This window comes from Nocardia crassostreae (assembly GCF_001613405.1).
GTDB classification, from domain to species: domain Bacteria; phylum Actinomycetota; class Actinomycetes; order Mycobacteriales; family Mycobacteriaceae; genus Nocardia; species Nocardia crassostreae.
Genome location: NZ_BDCH01000014.1, coordinates 101860 through 116574, shown reverse-complemented (window position 1 = coordinate 116574; position 14715 = coordinate 101860). Strand labels below are relative to the sequence as shown.

General features: G+C 69.7%; 18 protein-coding genes. 9 read left to right on the top strand and 9 right to left on the bottom strand.

Annotated features, from left to right (window positions below; all coding sequences use genetic code 11):
* Positions 1-17: 17 nt before the first annotated feature.
* Positions 18-1010 (bottom strand): Acg family FMN-binding oxidoreductase, encoded by a 993-nt coding sequence (locus tag NC4_RS13110; RefSeq protein WP_067537069.1) that lies wholly within the window; start codon positions 1008-1010, stop codon positions 18-20.
* A 144-nt stretch (positions 1011-1154) separates the two neighbouring features.
* Here NC4_RS13110 and NC4_RS13105 point away from each other — a divergent pair, with 144 nt between their 5' ends.
* Positions 1155-2153 (top strand): potassium channel family protein, encoded by a 999-nt coding sequence (locus tag NC4_RS13105; protein WP_067537067.1) that lies wholly within the window; start codon positions 1155-1157, stop codon positions 2151-2153.
* A 31-nt stretch (positions 2154-2184) separates the two neighbouring features.
* On the opposite strand, the gene NC4_RS13100 is transcribed toward NC4_RS13105, so the two are convergent.
* Complete coding sequence (locus tag NC4_RS13100) at positions 2185-3558, bottom strand: serine hydrolase domain-containing protein (RefSeq protein ID WP_157554647.1); 1374 nt, start codon at positions 3556-3558, stop codon at positions 2185-2187.
* A 254-nt stretch (positions 3559-3812) separates the two neighbouring features.
* Here NC4_RS13100 and NC4_RS13095 point away from each other — a divergent pair, with 254 nt between their 5' ends.
* Positions 3813-4808 carry an Acg family FMN-binding oxidoreductase gene (locus NC4_RS13095; protein WP_067537061.1) on the top strand — a complete coding sequence of 332 codons (996 nt, stop codon included), beginning with the start codon at positions 3813-3815 and terminating at the stop codon, positions 4806-4808.
* Between the two features lie 174 nt (positions 4809-4982).
* Here the strand turns inward: NC4_RS13095 and NC4_RS44560 are convergent, their stop codons facing one another.
* Together NC4_RS44560 and NC4_RS13090 are read right to left on the bottom strand one after the other, a co-directional pair.
* Positions 4983-5096 carry a universal stress protein gene (locus NC4_RS44560; protein ID WP_369690740.1) on the bottom strand — a complete coding sequence of 38 codons (114 nt, stop codon included), beginning with the start codon at positions 5094-5096 and terminating at the stop codon, positions 4983-4985.
* Positions 5087-5884, bottom strand: a complete 798-nt coding sequence (locus tag NC4_RS13090) for a universal stress protein (RefSeq protein ID WP_369690739.1) — start codon at positions 5882-5884, stop codon at positions 5087-5089. Before NC4_RS13090 ends, NC4_RS44560 begins: the two co-directional genes overlap by 10 nt.
* Between NC4_RS13090 and NC4_RS13085 the strand changes: the two genes are divergently transcribed.
* Positions 5847-6875, top strand: a complete 1029-nt coding sequence (locus NC4_RS13085; RefSeq protein ID WP_369690738.1) for an HAD-IC family P-type ATPase — start codon at positions 5847-5849, stop codon at positions 6873-6875. The genes NC4_RS13090 and NC4_RS13085 overlap by 38 nt on opposite strands.
* A 186-nt stretch (positions 6876-7061) precedes the next feature.
* Positions 7062-7595 (top strand): nitroreductase/quinone reductase family protein, encoded by a 534-nt coding sequence (locus NC4_RS13080; RefSeq protein ID WP_084528998.1) that lies wholly within the window; start codon positions 7062-7064, stop codon positions 7593-7595.
* An 81-nt stretch (positions 7596-7676) separates the two neighbouring features.
* Here NC4_RS13080 and NC4_RS13075 read toward each other — a convergent pair whose 3' ends face one another.
* Positions 7677-8024, bottom strand: coding sequence for a hypothetical protein (locus NC4_RS13075; protein ID WP_067537056.1), 348 nt, complete (start codon positions 8022-8024; stop codon positions 7677-7679).
* A 148-nt stretch (positions 8025-8172) separates the two neighbouring features.
* Complete coding sequence (locus NC4_RS43920) at positions 8173-8298, bottom strand: hypothetical protein (protein WP_281186293.1); 126 nt, start codon at positions 8296-8298, stop codon at positions 8173-8175.
* 132 nt (positions 8299-8430) lie between these two features.
* Here NC4_RS43920 and NC4_RS13070 point away from each other — a divergent pair, with 132 nt between their 5' ends.
* The gene (locus tag NC4_RS13070) at positions 8431-9018 is read left to right on the top strand and encodes a hypothetical protein (RefSeq protein WP_084528996.1); all 588 of its coding nucleotides are present in this window, start codon (positions 8431-8433) and stop codon (positions 9016-9018) included.
* A 36-nt stretch (positions 9019-9054) separates the two neighbouring features.
* Here NC4_RS13070 and NC4_RS13065 read toward each other — a convergent pair whose 3' ends face one another.
* Both NC4_RS13065 and NC4_RS13060 read right to left on the bottom strand, forming a co-directional pair.
* Complete coding sequence (locus NC4_RS13065) at positions 9055-9495, bottom strand: pyridoxamine 5'-phosphate oxidase family protein (RefSeq protein ID WP_067537054.1); 441 nt, start codon at positions 9493-9495, stop codon at positions 9055-9057.
* A 144-nt stretch (positions 9496-9639) separates the two neighbouring features.
* Positions 9640-10242, bottom strand: a complete 603-nt coding sequence (locus tag NC4_RS13060) for a hypothetical protein (RefSeq protein ID WP_157554646.1) — start codon at positions 10240-10242, stop codon at positions 9640-9642.
* Between the two features lie 672 nt (positions 10243-10914).
* Between NC4_RS13060 and NC4_RS44555 the strand changes: the two genes are divergently transcribed.
* The 3 genes from NC4_RS44555 to NC4_RS13045 all read left to right on the top strand — a co-directional run bounded on the left by NC4_RS44555 (position 10915) and on the right by NC4_RS13045 (position 12777).
* Positions 10915-11817 (top strand): DUF302 domain-containing protein, encoded by a 903-nt coding sequence (locus NC4_RS44555; protein WP_369690737.1) that lies wholly within the window; start codon positions 10915-10917, stop codon positions 11815-11817.
* A gap of 75 nt (positions 11818-11892) precedes the next feature.
* On the top strand, positions 11893-12549 hold the full coding sequence (locus tag NC4_RS13050; protein ID WP_067537052.1) for a DUF2267 domain-containing protein: 657 nt from the start codon (positions 11893-11895) through the stop codon (positions 12547-12549).
* A gap of 33 nt (positions 12550-12582) precedes the next feature.
* Positions 12583-12777, top strand: coding sequence for a hypothetical protein (locus NC4_RS13045; RefSeq protein ID WP_067537049.1), 195 nt, complete (start codon positions 12583-12585; stop codon positions 12775-12777).
* Between the two features lie 79 nt (positions 12778-12856).
* Here NC4_RS13045 and NC4_RS13040 read toward each other — a convergent pair whose 3' ends face one another.
* Positions 12857-13102, bottom strand: coding sequence for a hypothetical protein (locus NC4_RS13040; RefSeq protein ID WP_174566846.1), 246 nt, complete (start codon positions 13100-13102; stop codon positions 12857-12859).
* Positions 13103-13290: 188 nt separating this feature from the next.
* On the opposite strand from NC4_RS13040, the gene NC4_RS13035 reads away from it, so the two are divergent.
* Entirely contained in the window at positions 13291-14604 is a 1314-nt protein-coding gene (locus tag NC4_RS13035; RefSeq protein WP_169814786.1) for a wax ester/triacylglycerol synthase domain-containing protein, read from the top strand.
* Positions 14605-14715: the final 111 nt, after the last annotated feature.

Genomic DNA, 14715 nt, shown 5'->3' with positions numbered 1-14715 from the left:
GCACCGCAGGGCGTGGATTACCGCACGGCACCGGCGGATTCGAGGGTTCGCAGGACGGTGTCCAACGGTAAGCGCGGAGTCGCCGGTATCGGATCGGCGCCGACAGCGGCCCACCCGAGGCGGACGATGAGCTGCGGATAGCCCAGATCGCCCAGTAGAGCCGTGCGGATGCGCTCGCGGGTCTCGGCCAGCTCGAGCGGTTCGGTCACAGGGCAGGTCGCCAATCCCCGCGCGGTGGCCTCGAGCAGCACCGCGCTGGTGGATTCTCCGGCGCGCAGCCATGCCCGCAGATCGTTGGACGCGGTGCAGATCAACAGCATTCGGGAGGACTCGACGGTGGCGGCGACCGCCGACTCCACCTGGCCGGGATTGCCGAAGGGGCGAACCGTCGGATCGGCGGCGCTGACCGCATTGCGGGCGGGCACGCCCAGCGGGTCGGCGTAATGGCCGCTCCAGGAAGCGAGTTCGGCGCAATAACGCGGATCCGCGGCGTGCTGTGCACCGGCCTGTGCGAACGCTCGTCGCAGCCGGGTGTGCTCACCGGTGGTATCCACGGCCCGGATGCTCACACCCGGCGCGATGCCCGCCGCCATGACCGCGGCCAGCTGCCGCTCGGACACCTTCCGCGCACCGTAGCGACGGCGGTCGCTGCGGCGCATGGCAATGGCGCGGGCCAGGCGCCGCGACTCCGCATCGGGTGCGGCGGGCTCGAACTCGATGGCCGCCAGATGCCGCGCATCGAAGGGATCGGGCAGGCTCCACACGCGCGAGGCCCAGCCGGAGGCCCGCATCGCCACCCGCAGATGATGCAGGGCCGCACCGCAACTCAGCAGCAGCTCGCGCCCGTCCGGGTCCACGTGTGGCAGCTGGCGGCCGGTGTCGGCATGCAGATGCACGGTGGTGTCGGCCAGGCGCCACCGCCACGGCTGGGTGTTGTGCACCGACGGCGCACGGATCGCGGACTCCAGTGCGGCACGGATGGTCTGGTGATCGGGCTGACGGCCGGACATGGTTCCTCCTGGAAACGGATGTACCGAGCATCACACCGAGCCATGCCGCACCCCAGGGACCAAGGTCATGGACCGCCGGGCCGTCGGCCCCGATCCCGGTCCGGTGATTGCGCGTGCGGCCCGAGCCGATGCAACACTCGTCGGGTGAACCCGTTGCGCCGCCTCAGCCGTGTCGTGGTGGCGTTCGTGTGCGTGGTGCTCGCGGGCACGGCCGGATACGTGCTCCTGGGGTTCGGCGTGCTCGACGCCCTGTATCAGACGGTGACGACGATAACCACGGTCGGTTTCCGCGAGGTTCATCCGTTGAGCCCGGTGGGTCAGGTGTTCACCATGGCGCTCATTCTGGTGGGCGCGGGCACGGTGTTCTACATGTTCGGTCTCCTGCTGGAGGCGCTCATCGAAGGACATCTGCGCAAGTACTTGGAACGGAGACGGATGGATCGCCGGATCGATCGGATGCGCGGACATGTCATCGTCTGCGGCTGGGGACGCGTGGGGCGCTCGACCGCGCAGTACCTGCACAGCCTCGGCGAGACGATCGTGGTCATCGACAAGGACCCGCAACGATTGCGCGACATCGAATTCCCCCACATCCTCGGCGATGTCACCGATGACAGCGTGCTCGCCGCGGCGGGCATCGAACACGCTCGTGCCCTGATCGCCGCGCTCGACAGCGATGCAGACAATGTCTACGTGACCCTGTCGAGCCGGGCGCTGCGCGCGGATCTGGCGATCGTCGCGCGGGCGCGCACCGAGAGCTCGAAAGCCAAACTCGTGCGCGCGGGCGCGAATCGGGCCGTCAACCCCCAGCTGATCGGCGGGCGCCGCATGGCGGCTTTCGCCTTACAGCCCAATGTCGCCGAGTTCCTCGACGTCGTCATGCACGAGGACACCCTCGAATACCGCATCGAGGAAATCCCGATCGGCACGCGATCCTCCCTGGCGGGGCATTCCCTGACCGACACCGACCTGCGCCGCACCACCGGCGCCCTGGTCCTGGCCCTGCGAACCCCCGACGGCCGCTTCGTCACCAACCCCACCGACGAAACCCAACTCCACCTCGACACCATTCTCATCGTCCTCGGCACCCCCACCCAACTCGACGCGGTGCGCACCCGCGCCGGAAACGGATTCGGGTGGTAACCGGAACAAGGTGCTCGATTGCTGGATCGGGTCAGGCGACCGCGCAGAATATGGCGGTGAAAGCGGTCGAATACTGCTCGTTGGTCTGCTCGGTGTTGACGCTGATGGTCGCCGCGGTGCCCGCGCTCGTGGCTATCGCCATCGTGCTGAAGCCGGGAATCCCGCCGGAGTGCCCCCACGCCTCCTTGACTTCATTCCCGCAGGGCACCCTGAATCGGACCAAGCCGAGTCCGTAACTCATTTCGGTGAAGGACGGCATCGGCATGGCGTCTTCCATCCGCGCGAGTTGTGCTGCCGGAAGTAGTTTTCCGGTGACCAGCGCCGTGAAGAATCGGTTCACGTCGGCGCCGGTGGAAATGATCGCGCCGGCCGCGCCCGTCCAGGCCACCTCGGCGTCGGTGGCATCGACCCACTTGTCGTCGACCTTGCGGTAGCCCAGCGGGTGCGGATCGCGCAGGCCGGTGTCACCGCGCGACGGAATGTAGGTGTCGTGCATGGCGAGCGGTTCGAAGACGCGGCTGCTGATCTCCGCGGCGAACGGAGTGCCCGTGATGCGTTCGATCAGCATCGCCAGCAGCGTGTAGTTGGTGTTGGTGTACCGGAATTGGGTGCCGGGCTCGAACTGCGGCGGCATGCTCGTCGCGATGCGCACCAGGTCGGCCGGTGTGAGATCGCGGTATGCCCGGCCGTCCGTCGTCTGGTCGAGTTGCTGAGGCAGCTTCTCGGAACCGCCTTCGGGGGCGAAGTCCGCGAGGCCGCTGGTGTGCTGGAGCAGTTGATGCACCGTGATCCGGTTGCCGTCATTGCCGTTGCCGTGCACCACACCCGGTAGATACCGTTCGATCGGAGCCTCGAGATCGACCGCACCCTCGCCGACGAGTTGCAGCACAACCGTGGCAGCGAACGTCTTTGTGACGCTGCCGATTCGAATATGGGCCCCGTCCGCGTAGGGCGCGCCGGTGGCAAGGTCGCCAGCACCGGCGGCGAACGTTCGCTGACCGTCCGGTCCGCTGATAGTCGCCTGCGCGCCAGGCATCCCGGACCGGACCAGGTCGGTCAGTGCGTCGGAGACTCGAGTAGCCATCGATGCGTCCGCACTCCGATCCACCGTGCTTTCGGCCGCCGTGCTTTCGTCGCAACCCGCTGCGGCCAGCATCGCCGCCGCGATGACGATGTACCGGCCGCGCCCCCGAAATCTGCCCCTACCCACGCTGTTACCTCTCTCCACCAGATGACCCGTGTCCTTCTCGATCCGACAGTCCTGACGGTAGAGACGGGGTCCATCCGTGCCTATCCGGTAATGCCCGGAATTCGCTGTACCTCCAGGGGGGTACGACGACGACTTGCGCACGACTGGACAGACCGAGTGCGCCACTTCGGTCTCGCGGGGAGTGAGGTCGGTCATTCGAGGGTCGACGACGACCCTGGTCCAGTGCCGGTGCGCTCAGCTCTCCATCACCGCGCACAGGATGTGGCCGCCGCCATACCGCAGCGCTGGTCGCTGCAGGAGCTCGTATAGCCGAACCGATCACGTGTGAGTCGCCGCCGAACTCGATATCGCCGGGCGATCGCGGCCCGGCACGAGTGGTGACCTATGGCCTCCGCGCGCGGCCGAAAAGCCCGTAGGCACCGGGAACCCCGACGCGAACACTTGAATGCATGACCGCTATGGATGTTCCCGCTTCGATTCCCGACCATCGGACGATGCTGGCGGTGATGCGGTTGGCGTCGCGTGCGCCGTCGGTGCACAACACCCAGCCGTGGCGCTGGGTGTTCGACGGGGAGACCCTGCATCTGCACTCCGATCCGGATCGCCTGCTCAGCGCCGCCGATCCGCACGGTCGCCAGCTTGTGATCAGTTGCGGCGCCATGTTGCATCATGTGCGGACCGCGTTCGGAGCGCGCGGCTGGCACACCGATACCGTGCGGGTGCCCGAACCGCTCGAGCCCGGGCACCTCGCCCAGGTCCGGTTCCGGCCCTGGCCGAGTCCACCGTCCGGGCTGCTGGCGCGCGCCGCGGCGATCGATCTGCGGCGCACCGATCGGCTGCCCATGGACGAGCCACCGGACTGGGAGGCGCTGCTGCCCCGGCTGCGCATGCTGGTGTCACCGCACGAACTGGATCTCGACCCGCTCGACGCGAGCACCCGGTTCCGGCTAGTCGCCGCCTCGGAGCAGGCCACGGCGCTGCGTTGGCACGATATGCTGTACCAGGCCGAGATCGGTTGGTGGGCAGGACATTCCTGGATGCCGGAAGGTGTGCCCGCCGATGCGCTCGTCTCCGACGCCGAATTCGTGCGGGTGGGCGTCGGCCGCACGTTCCCGGCCCCGCCGCACGCGGCGCGCCGCCCGGGTATCGAGGACCACGCCCGACTGGCGGTGCTCAGCTCTCCCGGCGATTCGCTCACCGAATGGCTGCGTGCGGGTGAAGCACTCTCGGCGGTCCTACTCGAATGCACCGCCGCGGGCTTGGCGACCTGCGCCCTCACCCACATCACCGAACTGTCCTCGGCCCGCACCCTGCTCTCGGGCCTGACCCCCAACCGCGGCAAGCCCCAGATCGTCATCCGCATCAGCGCCTCCCCCGCCTACGAACAGACGGTCCCGACGCCCCGACGCCCGCTGACCGACATCTTCACCACCCGCCACCGGTAGCGATCGGATCCACATCCGGTGAGCTGATCAGCCCGCCCACGATCGCGGCCGACACGACGGCACTCGCCACGGCCCACACGAAACTCTTGATGCCCGAGTCTCTTTCGCTTTCGGATTCCTGCGCTTACCGGACAAAGGCCGGTAGGAATTCGGCATCACGCCACCGTGCGTCGGCTATCGAGAGTGGACGACCATGACCGGGCAGTGCGCGTGCTGGACCAGATCGTGTGCGGTCGAACCGAGCAGCAGGCCGCGGAAGCCGCCGCGGCCGCGGTTGCCTACGACCACCAGTTGTGCGGTCTTGGACCAATCACGCAGGTGCCGGAGAAGTACACCCGCTTGGTCACCTGGACCTCCGGGTACTTCTCCTGATACCCGGCGAGGCGTTCGGTCAGGAGGATCTCCTCCACACCCTCGATCTCGGTCAGCGACAGCAGGGCGTCGTCGCCCGCGAACCTGCCGAAACTCCAGTCGCTCCAGACGTGCACGGCCACCAGGGCGGTCTGCCGTTCCGCGGCTTCGGCGAAGGCGGCCTCGCTGACCGGGCTGCCGTCGACACCGACCACGACCGGGCCGCTGTCACGAACCATGTTGTCCTGCTGGGGATCCGGGCGCACCACGATCACGGCGCCCTTCGCATGCGCGGTGACCGCGAGCAGCGTGGACCCGAGGTGGCCGATGGTCCCGATCTCCCCGGTCGCGCCGATCACGACGGCGAAGGCCGCGGAGCTGCGCCCGATCAGCAGATGGGTGCCGTTGTCGGCGGACAGGTGCACCGAAACGCGCAGGCCGGGCTCGAGCTCACGAACCGTCCGCTCGGCGTGCCGGACGAGTTCCTTGCCGTAAGCGCGCACGGTATCGACCACGCGCGGTACGACGACCTCGTATGTGCCGAGCACACTGCTGATTCCGACCAGATCGAGGCCGTGCACCAGTTGCAGTTCCCGCCCGTTGCGCGCCGCGTACCGGGCCGCCCAGCGCAGCGCCGTCTCCGATCCCTTCGACCCGTCCACGCCGACCACCACGGCCGCCGCGGCCGTGCGCGAGCTGCGCGCCGCCGGGGTCGACGTGGTCATGCTCACCGGCGACCACCCGAGCACCGCCGCCGCCATCGCCGCCGAACTGGGCCTGCGCGGCGGCCGGGTGGTGACCGGAGCCGAACTCCGGTCCCGCACCGACGAACAGCTCGCCGAACTCGTCGCCGACACCGCGGTCTTCGCCCGGGTCAGCCCCGAGCACAAGGCGCTCATCGTGCGCGCGCTGCGGCGCGCCGGGCACGCGGTCGCGGTCACCGGCGACGGCGCCAACGACGCGCCCGCCATCCGGCTCGCGGATGTGGGAATAGCGCTGGGGCCCAGGAGCACTCCGGCCGCAAAACAGGCCGCGGATATCGTCGTCACCGATGAGCGCATCGAAACCATCGTGGACGCGGTCATCGAGAGCCGGGCCATGTGGCGGTCGGTGCGCGACAGCGTCGCGCTGCTCGAGGGCGGCAATCTCGGCGAGATCGCCTTCACCCTCGGTTCGGCGCTGCTGGCGGCCCGGCCCGCGCTCAATGCCAGGCAACTGCTGGCGGTCAACCTGCTCACCGATCTGCTGCCCGCCCTCGTCGTCGCCGCCCGCCCGCCCCGCGGCGTCTGCACGGCCGAACTGCTCACCGAGGGCCCCGACGCCGCGGTCGGCGCCACCTTGAACCAGCAGGTCACGGCCCGGGCGGTGATCACCACGGTCGCGGCTGTCGGCGGCTGGCTGGCCGCCCGGCTGCTGTGCCCGCCACGGCAGGTTAGCACGGTCGGCTTCGCCACCCTCGTCGGCGCGCAGCTCGTGCAGACCGCGGTCAGCGCCCAGGGCGATCCCCTGGTGCTCGCCACCGCCCTCGGCTCGGCGGCCGCACTCGTGGCACTAGTCCAATTCCCGCCGACCAGCTATTTCTTCGGCTGCCGCCCGCTCGGCGTCCGCGGCTGGGGCGTCACGCTCGCCGCGAGCGTCCTCCCACCCCTGACGGGGGAAAGGGTGCGGAGCAATGACTTCGGCGCACCGGCCGCGCAGCCCGCGGGCGCGCCGTGAGGGCCGTCCCCGGACAGCATTGGGCGGATGTGCCTGCCATCGGTGGACATTCGGCCCTCCCCGTCGACCTTCGGCTGCCGCATCGTGAGCGGGAAGGCACGAACTCGGCGAAAGGACCGAACGATGCGATATCCACCGGAGAAGGTCGGCATCCTGCACCGATTCACCCAGCGGCGGTGATCCGCGATGCCCGCACCGCGCACCCGCGACACCGCCCGCGCCCGACTCGGCGGCATCATCGGGCCCGTCGACTACACCGCGTCGACCCGCTACCGCCCCGGACCTGCCCTGTATCGGCGGCTGCAACCCCTGGGCCGACTGCTCATACGACTCGGGCTGGCCCCTGGTTACGCTGTCGCCCTGGAGGTTCCGGGGCGGTGCACCGGAATCATCCGCGGCACCAACCTGGTTCGCGTCGACCACGCCGACCGCCACTTCCTCGTCTCGCTGGGCGGGGAATCCGAATGGGTGCGCAATGTGCGCGCCGCCGGTGGCCGGGTGGTCCTGGGCCGCCGCGAGCGCCGCGCCGCCACCCTCACCGAAATCCCGCCCGCCGAACGTCCCCCGGTGATTCGCGCCTACCTGCACCGCTCAGGCCGCACCGGCCGTTCCTGGGGCGCCGCCCGCGAAGCCCGCTACTACTTCGGCGTCACCGCCGAACCCACCGCCGCCGAATTGCACGGAATCGCCGAACGTTATCCGGTGTTCCACGTCGACTAAGACGGCGACCAGTAGTCGAACAGGTGACGGTTCATCGCGACCGATGATCCGCCTCGACGCGCCGCGGATCCAGCGGACCGCTCACCTGCGGTCGTCGGAGGCCGGTTCATACCGGAGGGCCAGCGCGAGCATGCCCCCGCGATACACCTCACGATCGATCCGGCCTGCCAGCCGATCGGCGAGCAGCGCGTTCTCGGCCACCAGGGCCGCCCATATCTGTGTCCGGTCGGCCCACTCGGCGGTGAGCTCCCGAGGTACCCGGACCTCGTTTTCAGACACCACCGGGTCACCGCCGTATGCCCGGGAAAGCTGTGGCCGCCGCTCGGCAGCGGGCCGCTCGCCCCGTTCACGCAGCGGGTGCACGAATGCCCACCACCCCAACGCCACCATCAGGGCACTCAGCGCAGTGAGCACGATGCCAGCGAGCATGGGACTTCTCCCTCTCAGCGATCAGATCATGATGTGCCGAGTGTGCATCCTCGGTCTGCCTCGGGGGCAGTGGAATCGGGCCATCACCGCACTGACGAAGGTCACTCGTATCGGGGCATCCCGGACGCGGTCAGCCCAGCGGGACGGATCAGCGCACCCGGGTGGCCTCGATCCACGCCTGCCTGGTGCGCGCGGCGTCGTAGAGGCGCGAATTGTCGATGGCGACGCCCGCCGCGGCGGCCAGAGCCCGCACCTGCTCGTCGTGCCCGCGCACGCCGAGCGCGCCGTAGCGCGCGTCGACCAGTCTCCGATGCGGGGGCGAATGTGACCTTGTTCCCTGTGCACGGGCGAATACGACTGCTGGACTGGATGATACGAGTCCGGCGACTAGGAGGACAGGAGTGCCGTGAACACACTGCCGGCGCACTATTCGGCCGTCGTCGCCGTGGTGCTCCTGGTGAATCTGATGCCGGCCTTCGGTCCGCCCACCGCACTGCTGCTGGTGCTGTTCCGGCTCAACTGGCACCTCGACCCGGTCGCACTCGTGATCCTCGGCGCCTGCACCTCGGGGACCGGACGTTATCTGCTCGCCGCCGCGACCGGCCGCATCCGCGGCCACCTCGGTCCGCGCCGCAAGGCAGGCTTGCAGGCCGCCCACGACTACCTCACCGGCCACCGCGGCCGCTCGCTCGCGGGGCTCGCCGTCTTCCTCATCTCCCCGCTGCCCTCGGCGCAACTGTTCGAGGCGGCCGGATTGATGGGCGTTCGCCTGCTGCCGATCACCGCCGCGCACATCTCGGGCAGATTGGTCAGCTACTCGCTGTATATGGGCGCCGCCAACGCCGCCGAGCGGAATTTCGGCGCCGCGCTCACCGACTCGCTCACCTCGCCCTACGGCATCGCCGTGCAGGTCGCGCTGCTCGCCGGTGTCGTCCTGCTCGCCCGCGTCGACTGGACGAAACATCTGCCGAGCGCGCCGCGCAGGCCGCACTGATCACGGGCAGCACCGATACGCGATTCCGGCATCTTCTCAGGCGGACTTCGCTTCCGGTTCCACCAGCCGGATGCCGGTGACGAGGGTGGGCTCGATGGCGACCACGGTGTCCATGGCACCGTTCACCCACGGCCGCAGCAGGCGCTCGTAGCGGGCGAGGCGGTCGGGATCGGTGACCGTCCGGGCAATGCCGGTGACCACCACCGACCAGCCCACTTGTAGATCCGGGTCGATATCGTCGGCCTCGTAGGCCACCACCACCGTCGAATCGGCGCGCACCGCCGAGGTCAGCCGGGTGCGCACGACAATCACCTCATCGGCGTCGACCAGGTGATTCACCGGGCGGATCGCGGGTAACGCATCGCGGGTGAACACCACCCGGCCGAAGGGGACGCTGGACAGCAGGCGCAGGGCTTCCTCGCGAGACAGATGGACCGTACTCTGCGGGACTGGACCGTCCTCCGGGAACTCGCCCACGCCACGACAACCTCTCTGCTGTTCTCCCCTGCAACCAACCCCGCATTCCATGTCATCACCGCCCACCGGGGTTCGCCAGGGCCGAAGGTCCTCCATCGATCTTCGGTCCGGATATCCACGCCGGGTTCCCCGCGCCCCGGCGTCTCAGACCGCGGGCGCGGCATTGTCCGCCGCCAGTATCCGCATCAGGAAGGCTCCGGTCACCGCCGCCATCACCGCCGCCATGGCCAGGCCACCCAGCGCGCCGATGGCCGCCACCAGCGGCACCGACTGTCCCGGTTGCCACAACGGCGTGGTCACCAAGGTGAAGGCGATCAGGCCCGCGATCCACGCCACCGCTGTGCCCCAGATCCACAAGGCTGCCCGATCGGCGTAGCGGCGCAACACGATCCACTGTGCGAGACCGAGGGAGAACACCATGACCAAGGCCCCGGCCGCCACCGCGGGCACCTGTGCCCAGATCGGCCAGTCGCCGAGCTGCTCGCTGAACAGCATCACCAGGATGCCCACCGACCACGCCACGATGGCGCCCGCGGCGGTGGCGGCCACCCAGTCGCGAATCCGCAGCCGAGACAACACCGTTCGCAACACACGGGCCTGGAAACTACCCAGCACAACGCCTTCGGCCGCACCGGCCAGCAACATGGTGGCGACGAGGGTCGCCGCGGGGGCGTCCGCCGCCAGCGCACCGCCGACGGCGGGGCGCCAAAGCCGAGGAACTCCCCCGCCGTCACGCGGGTGAACCACCGCCGCCGCAGGGTCGCCAACGGCCCGGGCGCGGCCTCCGGGACCACCTCGAGCACCACGTACACATCGGTCGCGGACGGCTGCGCCCGCGGACGCTCACGCAGGTACACGGCCTCGACCTGCTCATGCTCCAGCGAGGCGGGCGCCACCACATGACCGACGCCGGTCACCCAGGATCCGTCGATCCGGATGGCCGCCGGGTGCGGTGACCGGAAGTTGCGCCACCACGTCTTCGTGGCGGCAGCGCCCACCCGGACGACCACGGTGTCGCCCGCCCGCACGAACGACACGGGCAACGCTACCCGCCGCCCCGAATGCCGCCCCGCATACCGCAATTCCCCTATCGAATGCGCCAGGCCCGTCGGCAGATGCAAGGCCATGAGCACCGCTGCCGAACCGAGTCCCGGCGTCTCGTACCGCACACTCACCACATCCTCCGTCCGACAGGTGAATCGATTACTGCCTCACTCGCATCCTGCGCTGCCGCCTCGATCCGGCACAGAACCGAAAGTCACTGCCCGCGTTATCTTTCGCCTGTCGTTCCCGGCGACGGCACCGTGCCCGACCGGCCCTCGGCCGACCGCTCGGACGGTGTCCGCCGCGGCGTTTCTACCCACCGCTCCGGGACCTTCGCCTCTGTGCACGATGCCCGCATCGGCCGACGCTGAGGGCATGACCGGCCAAGCGCAACAAGAGATGGACTACCAGGTGACCGTGTGCGAGACGGCGCCGCAAACAGTGTTGCGCGTACCCCTCGAAATCCGCACCGGCATACTGACCGAAGGCATTCTCAGCGGCATGAATCTGGTGTCGGAGGTGGCCCGCCGGGCCGGGCTCACCGCCAGCGGCGCACCGACGATCACGTTCCATCGGGAGCTGCCCGCCGATCGAGCCATCACGGTGGATTTCGGGCTCCCGGTCGAGCCCGCGCCCGGCCTGGGGCCCACGTCCGGCGCCGATTTGGTCATTCAACCCGCGACGCTCGTCGCCCGCACCTGTCACCGCGGCGGCTACCAATTCCTCGATGCGGCCTACAAGGCGCTGCGGGAATGGCTGCACGAGGCCGGGTACCGGCCGATCGGCCCGCCGACGGAGGCCTATCTCATCGGCCCCGACGAGGTGAGCACTCCGCGCCAGCTGATCACCGAGATCCGGATCCCGGTGGCCCCCTCCCCCGCCATCGCCGTCCATCTCGACGCGACCTTCCCGGCGGCCGTCGCGGAGACCCGGGAAGCATTGCGGCAGAATGGGTTCGGTGTGCTGACCGAGATCGATGTGCAAGCCGTGCTGCGGGAGCGGGTAGGCGAGCACATCGAGGAGTACGTAATTCTCGGCGCCTGCAATCCGCGACTGGCCGCGGCCGCGCTCGCCGCCGACCGGCAGGCCGGACTGCTGCTGCCCTGCAATGTGGTGGTGCGCACGGACGAGACCGGTGTGCTGGTCGAGGCCGCCGACCCGGAAGTGCTGCTGCGCACCACCGGCCAGGCCGCATTGGAGCCCGTCGCGGCCCGAGCGCGCCGACTGCTCGACGCCGCCCTCGACAGCCTCCGCAAAGGGATCGCACCGACCACCTGAGCCGGTGACCATGGTCCCGCCGGTGCGGGCACGAGTCCGCTCCGCCCGGTCCGCCGCAGCGGGCACGCTCAAGTCATGAGCCATCACACCGACCCCTTCGCACCGGCCGTGCACACCGCCAACGAATGGCTGCGCACCGTCGCCGACCGGCTCGGCACCGAGGACCGCATGTTCGCGCACCGGGCCGTCCGAGCCTGGCTGCACACCGTGCGCGACCGCCTCGGCGTCGGCGCGGCAGCGCATCTGAGCGCACAGCTGCCCGAACTGCTGCGCGGCATCTTCTACGAGGGCTGGATTCCCGGCCATGTGCCCGTACCGCACGACGTGCCCTCCTTCCTCACCCAATTCGCACGGGAAGCAGGCGTTTCCCCCGATGACGCGGTCTCGCTCGCCGGAGCGGTGACCGACGCGTTCGCCGAACTCTTCTCCCCCGGCCAGCTCGATCACGTCCTCGCTCAACTACCGGTGCGGCTGCGCCACATCCTGCTCGGCGCGGACTTCCGCGAGATCATCGCGGCGGCCTCGGTTTTCAGCCCGCCCGAGGTATCGCCCGTCGCCGACCTCGAGCAACGCATCCGGGCCCTCACCGACGCGGTGGCGGTGCTCGCGCGCGGCCTGGAAACCCTGCCGGGCGGCGAACCCCATACCGCGGCACAGATCTCGGCCGCCCAGCAGGCGCATCGCATCCTGCTCGCCGAGGGCCTCACCGGGCCCAAGGCCACCCAGCGCTGATCCGGCCCGCCCCACCACACGGAGGTATCTCCCATGACCATCCGCCATGCCCCACTGTTCGTGATCGCACTGCCCGTGGTCGTCATCGGCCTCCAACTGGCGGGCGCTTCCCCGGTCACCATGGTGCTCGCACTGCTCCTGCTGGCCATTCCGGCGCTCGCGCTGCTCCTGCTGCCCAGCGACGTCCGCACCCCGCGACCCCGCCCGAGCGACTACAACCCGTACTGAGTGAGAGGAGAGACCGTGGCGTGCCCGCCGCCCAGATCCGCGACCGCTCTTCTCGAACCCTCGGCCAGAGATACGCGATTCAGGCCCAAGGCAATTCGGCGCGAGTGCGCCAATACGCTTCAGCGGGTTCGGTCAGGGTGGCGAGTTCGGTCAGGGCTTCAGAGGTGAGGTCGAGTTCGGCGGCGGTGAGATTGGAGGACAGCTGGTCCAGGGTCGCGGCGCCGGAGAACACGATATCGGCCCAAGGCTGGGCCACGACCGCCGCCAGGGCCACCCGCGGCCGTTCCCAATCCGAATCGCGCCATCGTCGAGGCGATGGGGTCATCGGAGATGCTGGGAGCGGACATGACAAGAGCGTCTCACGGACAACCGATGCCGAAGTCCGGGGGATGCCGCAGCGGGGCTGGGCGATCGGGTCGCGAGACCGGAGCGCCACGCGAATTCTGCTGTCGACGAATGCCATTGGGATACAGTGGAAACAATCCGCAAGGGAAGGCCGGTGACCGTCTGGCCATGATCGAGCGCGCCAGTCCTACCGATCGGGCATTCCTGACCATGGACACCGGGCCGGTGCCCGAGCAGTTCGGCGTGGTCCTGATTTTCGACGGTGCAGGCACGCTGGACCTGGACCGTACCCGCCGGCTCCTCGCCGAACGCGTCCACGCCGTCCCCCGATTGCGGCAGCGTCTGATTCGCGCGCCCTTCGGCTGCGGCGGGCCGGTGTGGGTCGACGATCCGGCCTTCGATATCGGCGACCACGTGCGGGCGGTCGAATGTCCCGCACCAGCCGATGAACAAGCTCTGCTGGACACCGCGCTGTCGGTGATCACGAGCCCGCTGCCGAGGACCGCGCCGCTGTGGTCGGTGGTGCTCGTCTCCGGTCTCACCGGTCCGAGCCGCGCGCTCGTTGTCGTGCTGCATCATGTGCTCGCCGACGGGGTCGGCGGGCTCGCGGCACTGGCCAACCTCGTCGACGCGCCGGTTCGAGCACCGGCCCGCGACGATTTCCCCCGGCCCGGGCCCGCCCGATCCGCGCTGGCCCGCGACGCTCTCGTCACCCGCCTGCGCGCCGTGCGCCACAGCGCCCGGACCCTGCGCCTGCTGCGTGCGTCCATGCACGCCACGGGCGGTCTGCGGCCCGCGCGGGTCGCCCCCGGATCGCTCAACCGGCGCACCGGATCACGGCTGCGCCTGGCGGTGGTCCGTACCGATATCACCGCGCTGCGGGCGGCCGCGCACCGGTACGGCGCCACGGTCAACGACGCCGTCCTCGTCGCGGTGGCCGGAGCGCTGCACCGTGTGCTGCTCGCGCACGGCGAATCGGTCGACCCGATCGTCATGACCGTGCCGGTCTCCGGCCGCCGATCCGCCGGTCCTGATCTCGGCAATGCGGTCGCTCCGATGCTCGTGCCCGTACCCGCCGACGGCCCGGTGCCGCAACGGCTTCGACACGTCGCGGCCCAGGTCCGCGCGCACCGGGCCGCCGCGTCCGGCCCGCCCCCGATCGCCCTGCTGGGCTGGCTGTTCCGACCGCTTGCGGCACTCGGCGCATTCCGCTGGTACATGAATCACCAACACCGATTCCACACCCTCGTCTCCCACGTTCGCGGCCCCGCCGAACCCGTGAGCTTCGGCGGATCCCCCATCATCTCGGCGATCCCCCTCGGCGTCGGACCCGGCGGCAATATCCCGGTGTACTTCGAAGTCCTGTCCTACGCGGGCACACTCGCCGTGACGATCGTGGCCGACCCCGACCACTTCACCCACCTCGCGGAATTGACCGCCGCGCTGCGCACCGACTTCTACCGGCTCACCGGCCACCGGTGACCAGGCCGTTCGCACCGGCGCCGCGGGGTGGGGTCCACGCGGACCCAGGGGGCGAATCATCAATGGCGCAAGAGGCTTTCGGGTACGAGCCGAGGCCGCCGCGGTATCGGG

Coding starts and splice junctions, on each gene's coding strand:
- NC4_RS13095 (WP_067537061.1), top strand. CDS start 3,813: ATGACCGCTATGGATGTTCCCGCTTCGATTCCCGACCATCGGACGATG.
- NC4_RS13035 (WP_169814786.1), top strand. CDS start 13,291: ATGATCGAGCGCGCCAGTCCTACCGATCGGGCATTCCTGACCATGGAC.
- NC4_RS13075 (WP_067537056.1), bottom strand. CDS start 8,024: ATGCTCGCTGGCATCGTGCTCACTGCGCTGAGTGCCCTGATGGTGGCG.
- NC4_RS13050 (WP_067537052.1), top strand. CDS start 11,893: ATGAGCCATCACACCGACCCCTTCGCACCGGCCGTGCACACCGCCAAC.
- NC4_RS13090 (WP_369690739.1), bottom strand. CDS start 5,884: ATGACCACGTCGACCCCGGCGGCGCGCAGCTCGCGCACGGCCGCGGCG.
- NC4_RS44555 (WP_369690737.1), top strand. CDS start 10,915: ATGACCGGCCAAGCGCAACAAGAGATGGACTACCAGGTGACCGTGTGC.
- NC4_RS13040 (WP_174566846.1), bottom strand. CDS start 13,102: ATGACCCCATCGCCTCGACGATGGCGCGATTCGGATTGGGAACGGCCG.
- NC4_RS13100 (WP_157554647.1), bottom strand. CDS start 3,558: ATGACCGACCTCACTCCCCGCGAGACCGAAGTGGCGCACTCGGTCTGT.
- NC4_RS13080 (WP_084528998.1), top strand. CDS start 7,062: ATGCCCGCACCGCGCACCCGCGACACCGCCCGCGCCCGACTCGGCGGC.
- NC4_RS13110 (WP_067537069.1), bottom strand. CDS start 1,010: ATGTCCGGCCGTCAGCCCGATCACCAGACCATCCGTGCCGCACTGGAG.
- NC4_RS13045 (WP_067537049.1), top strand. CDS start 12,583: ATGACCATCCGCCATGCCCCACTGTTCGTGATCGCACTGCCCGTGGTC.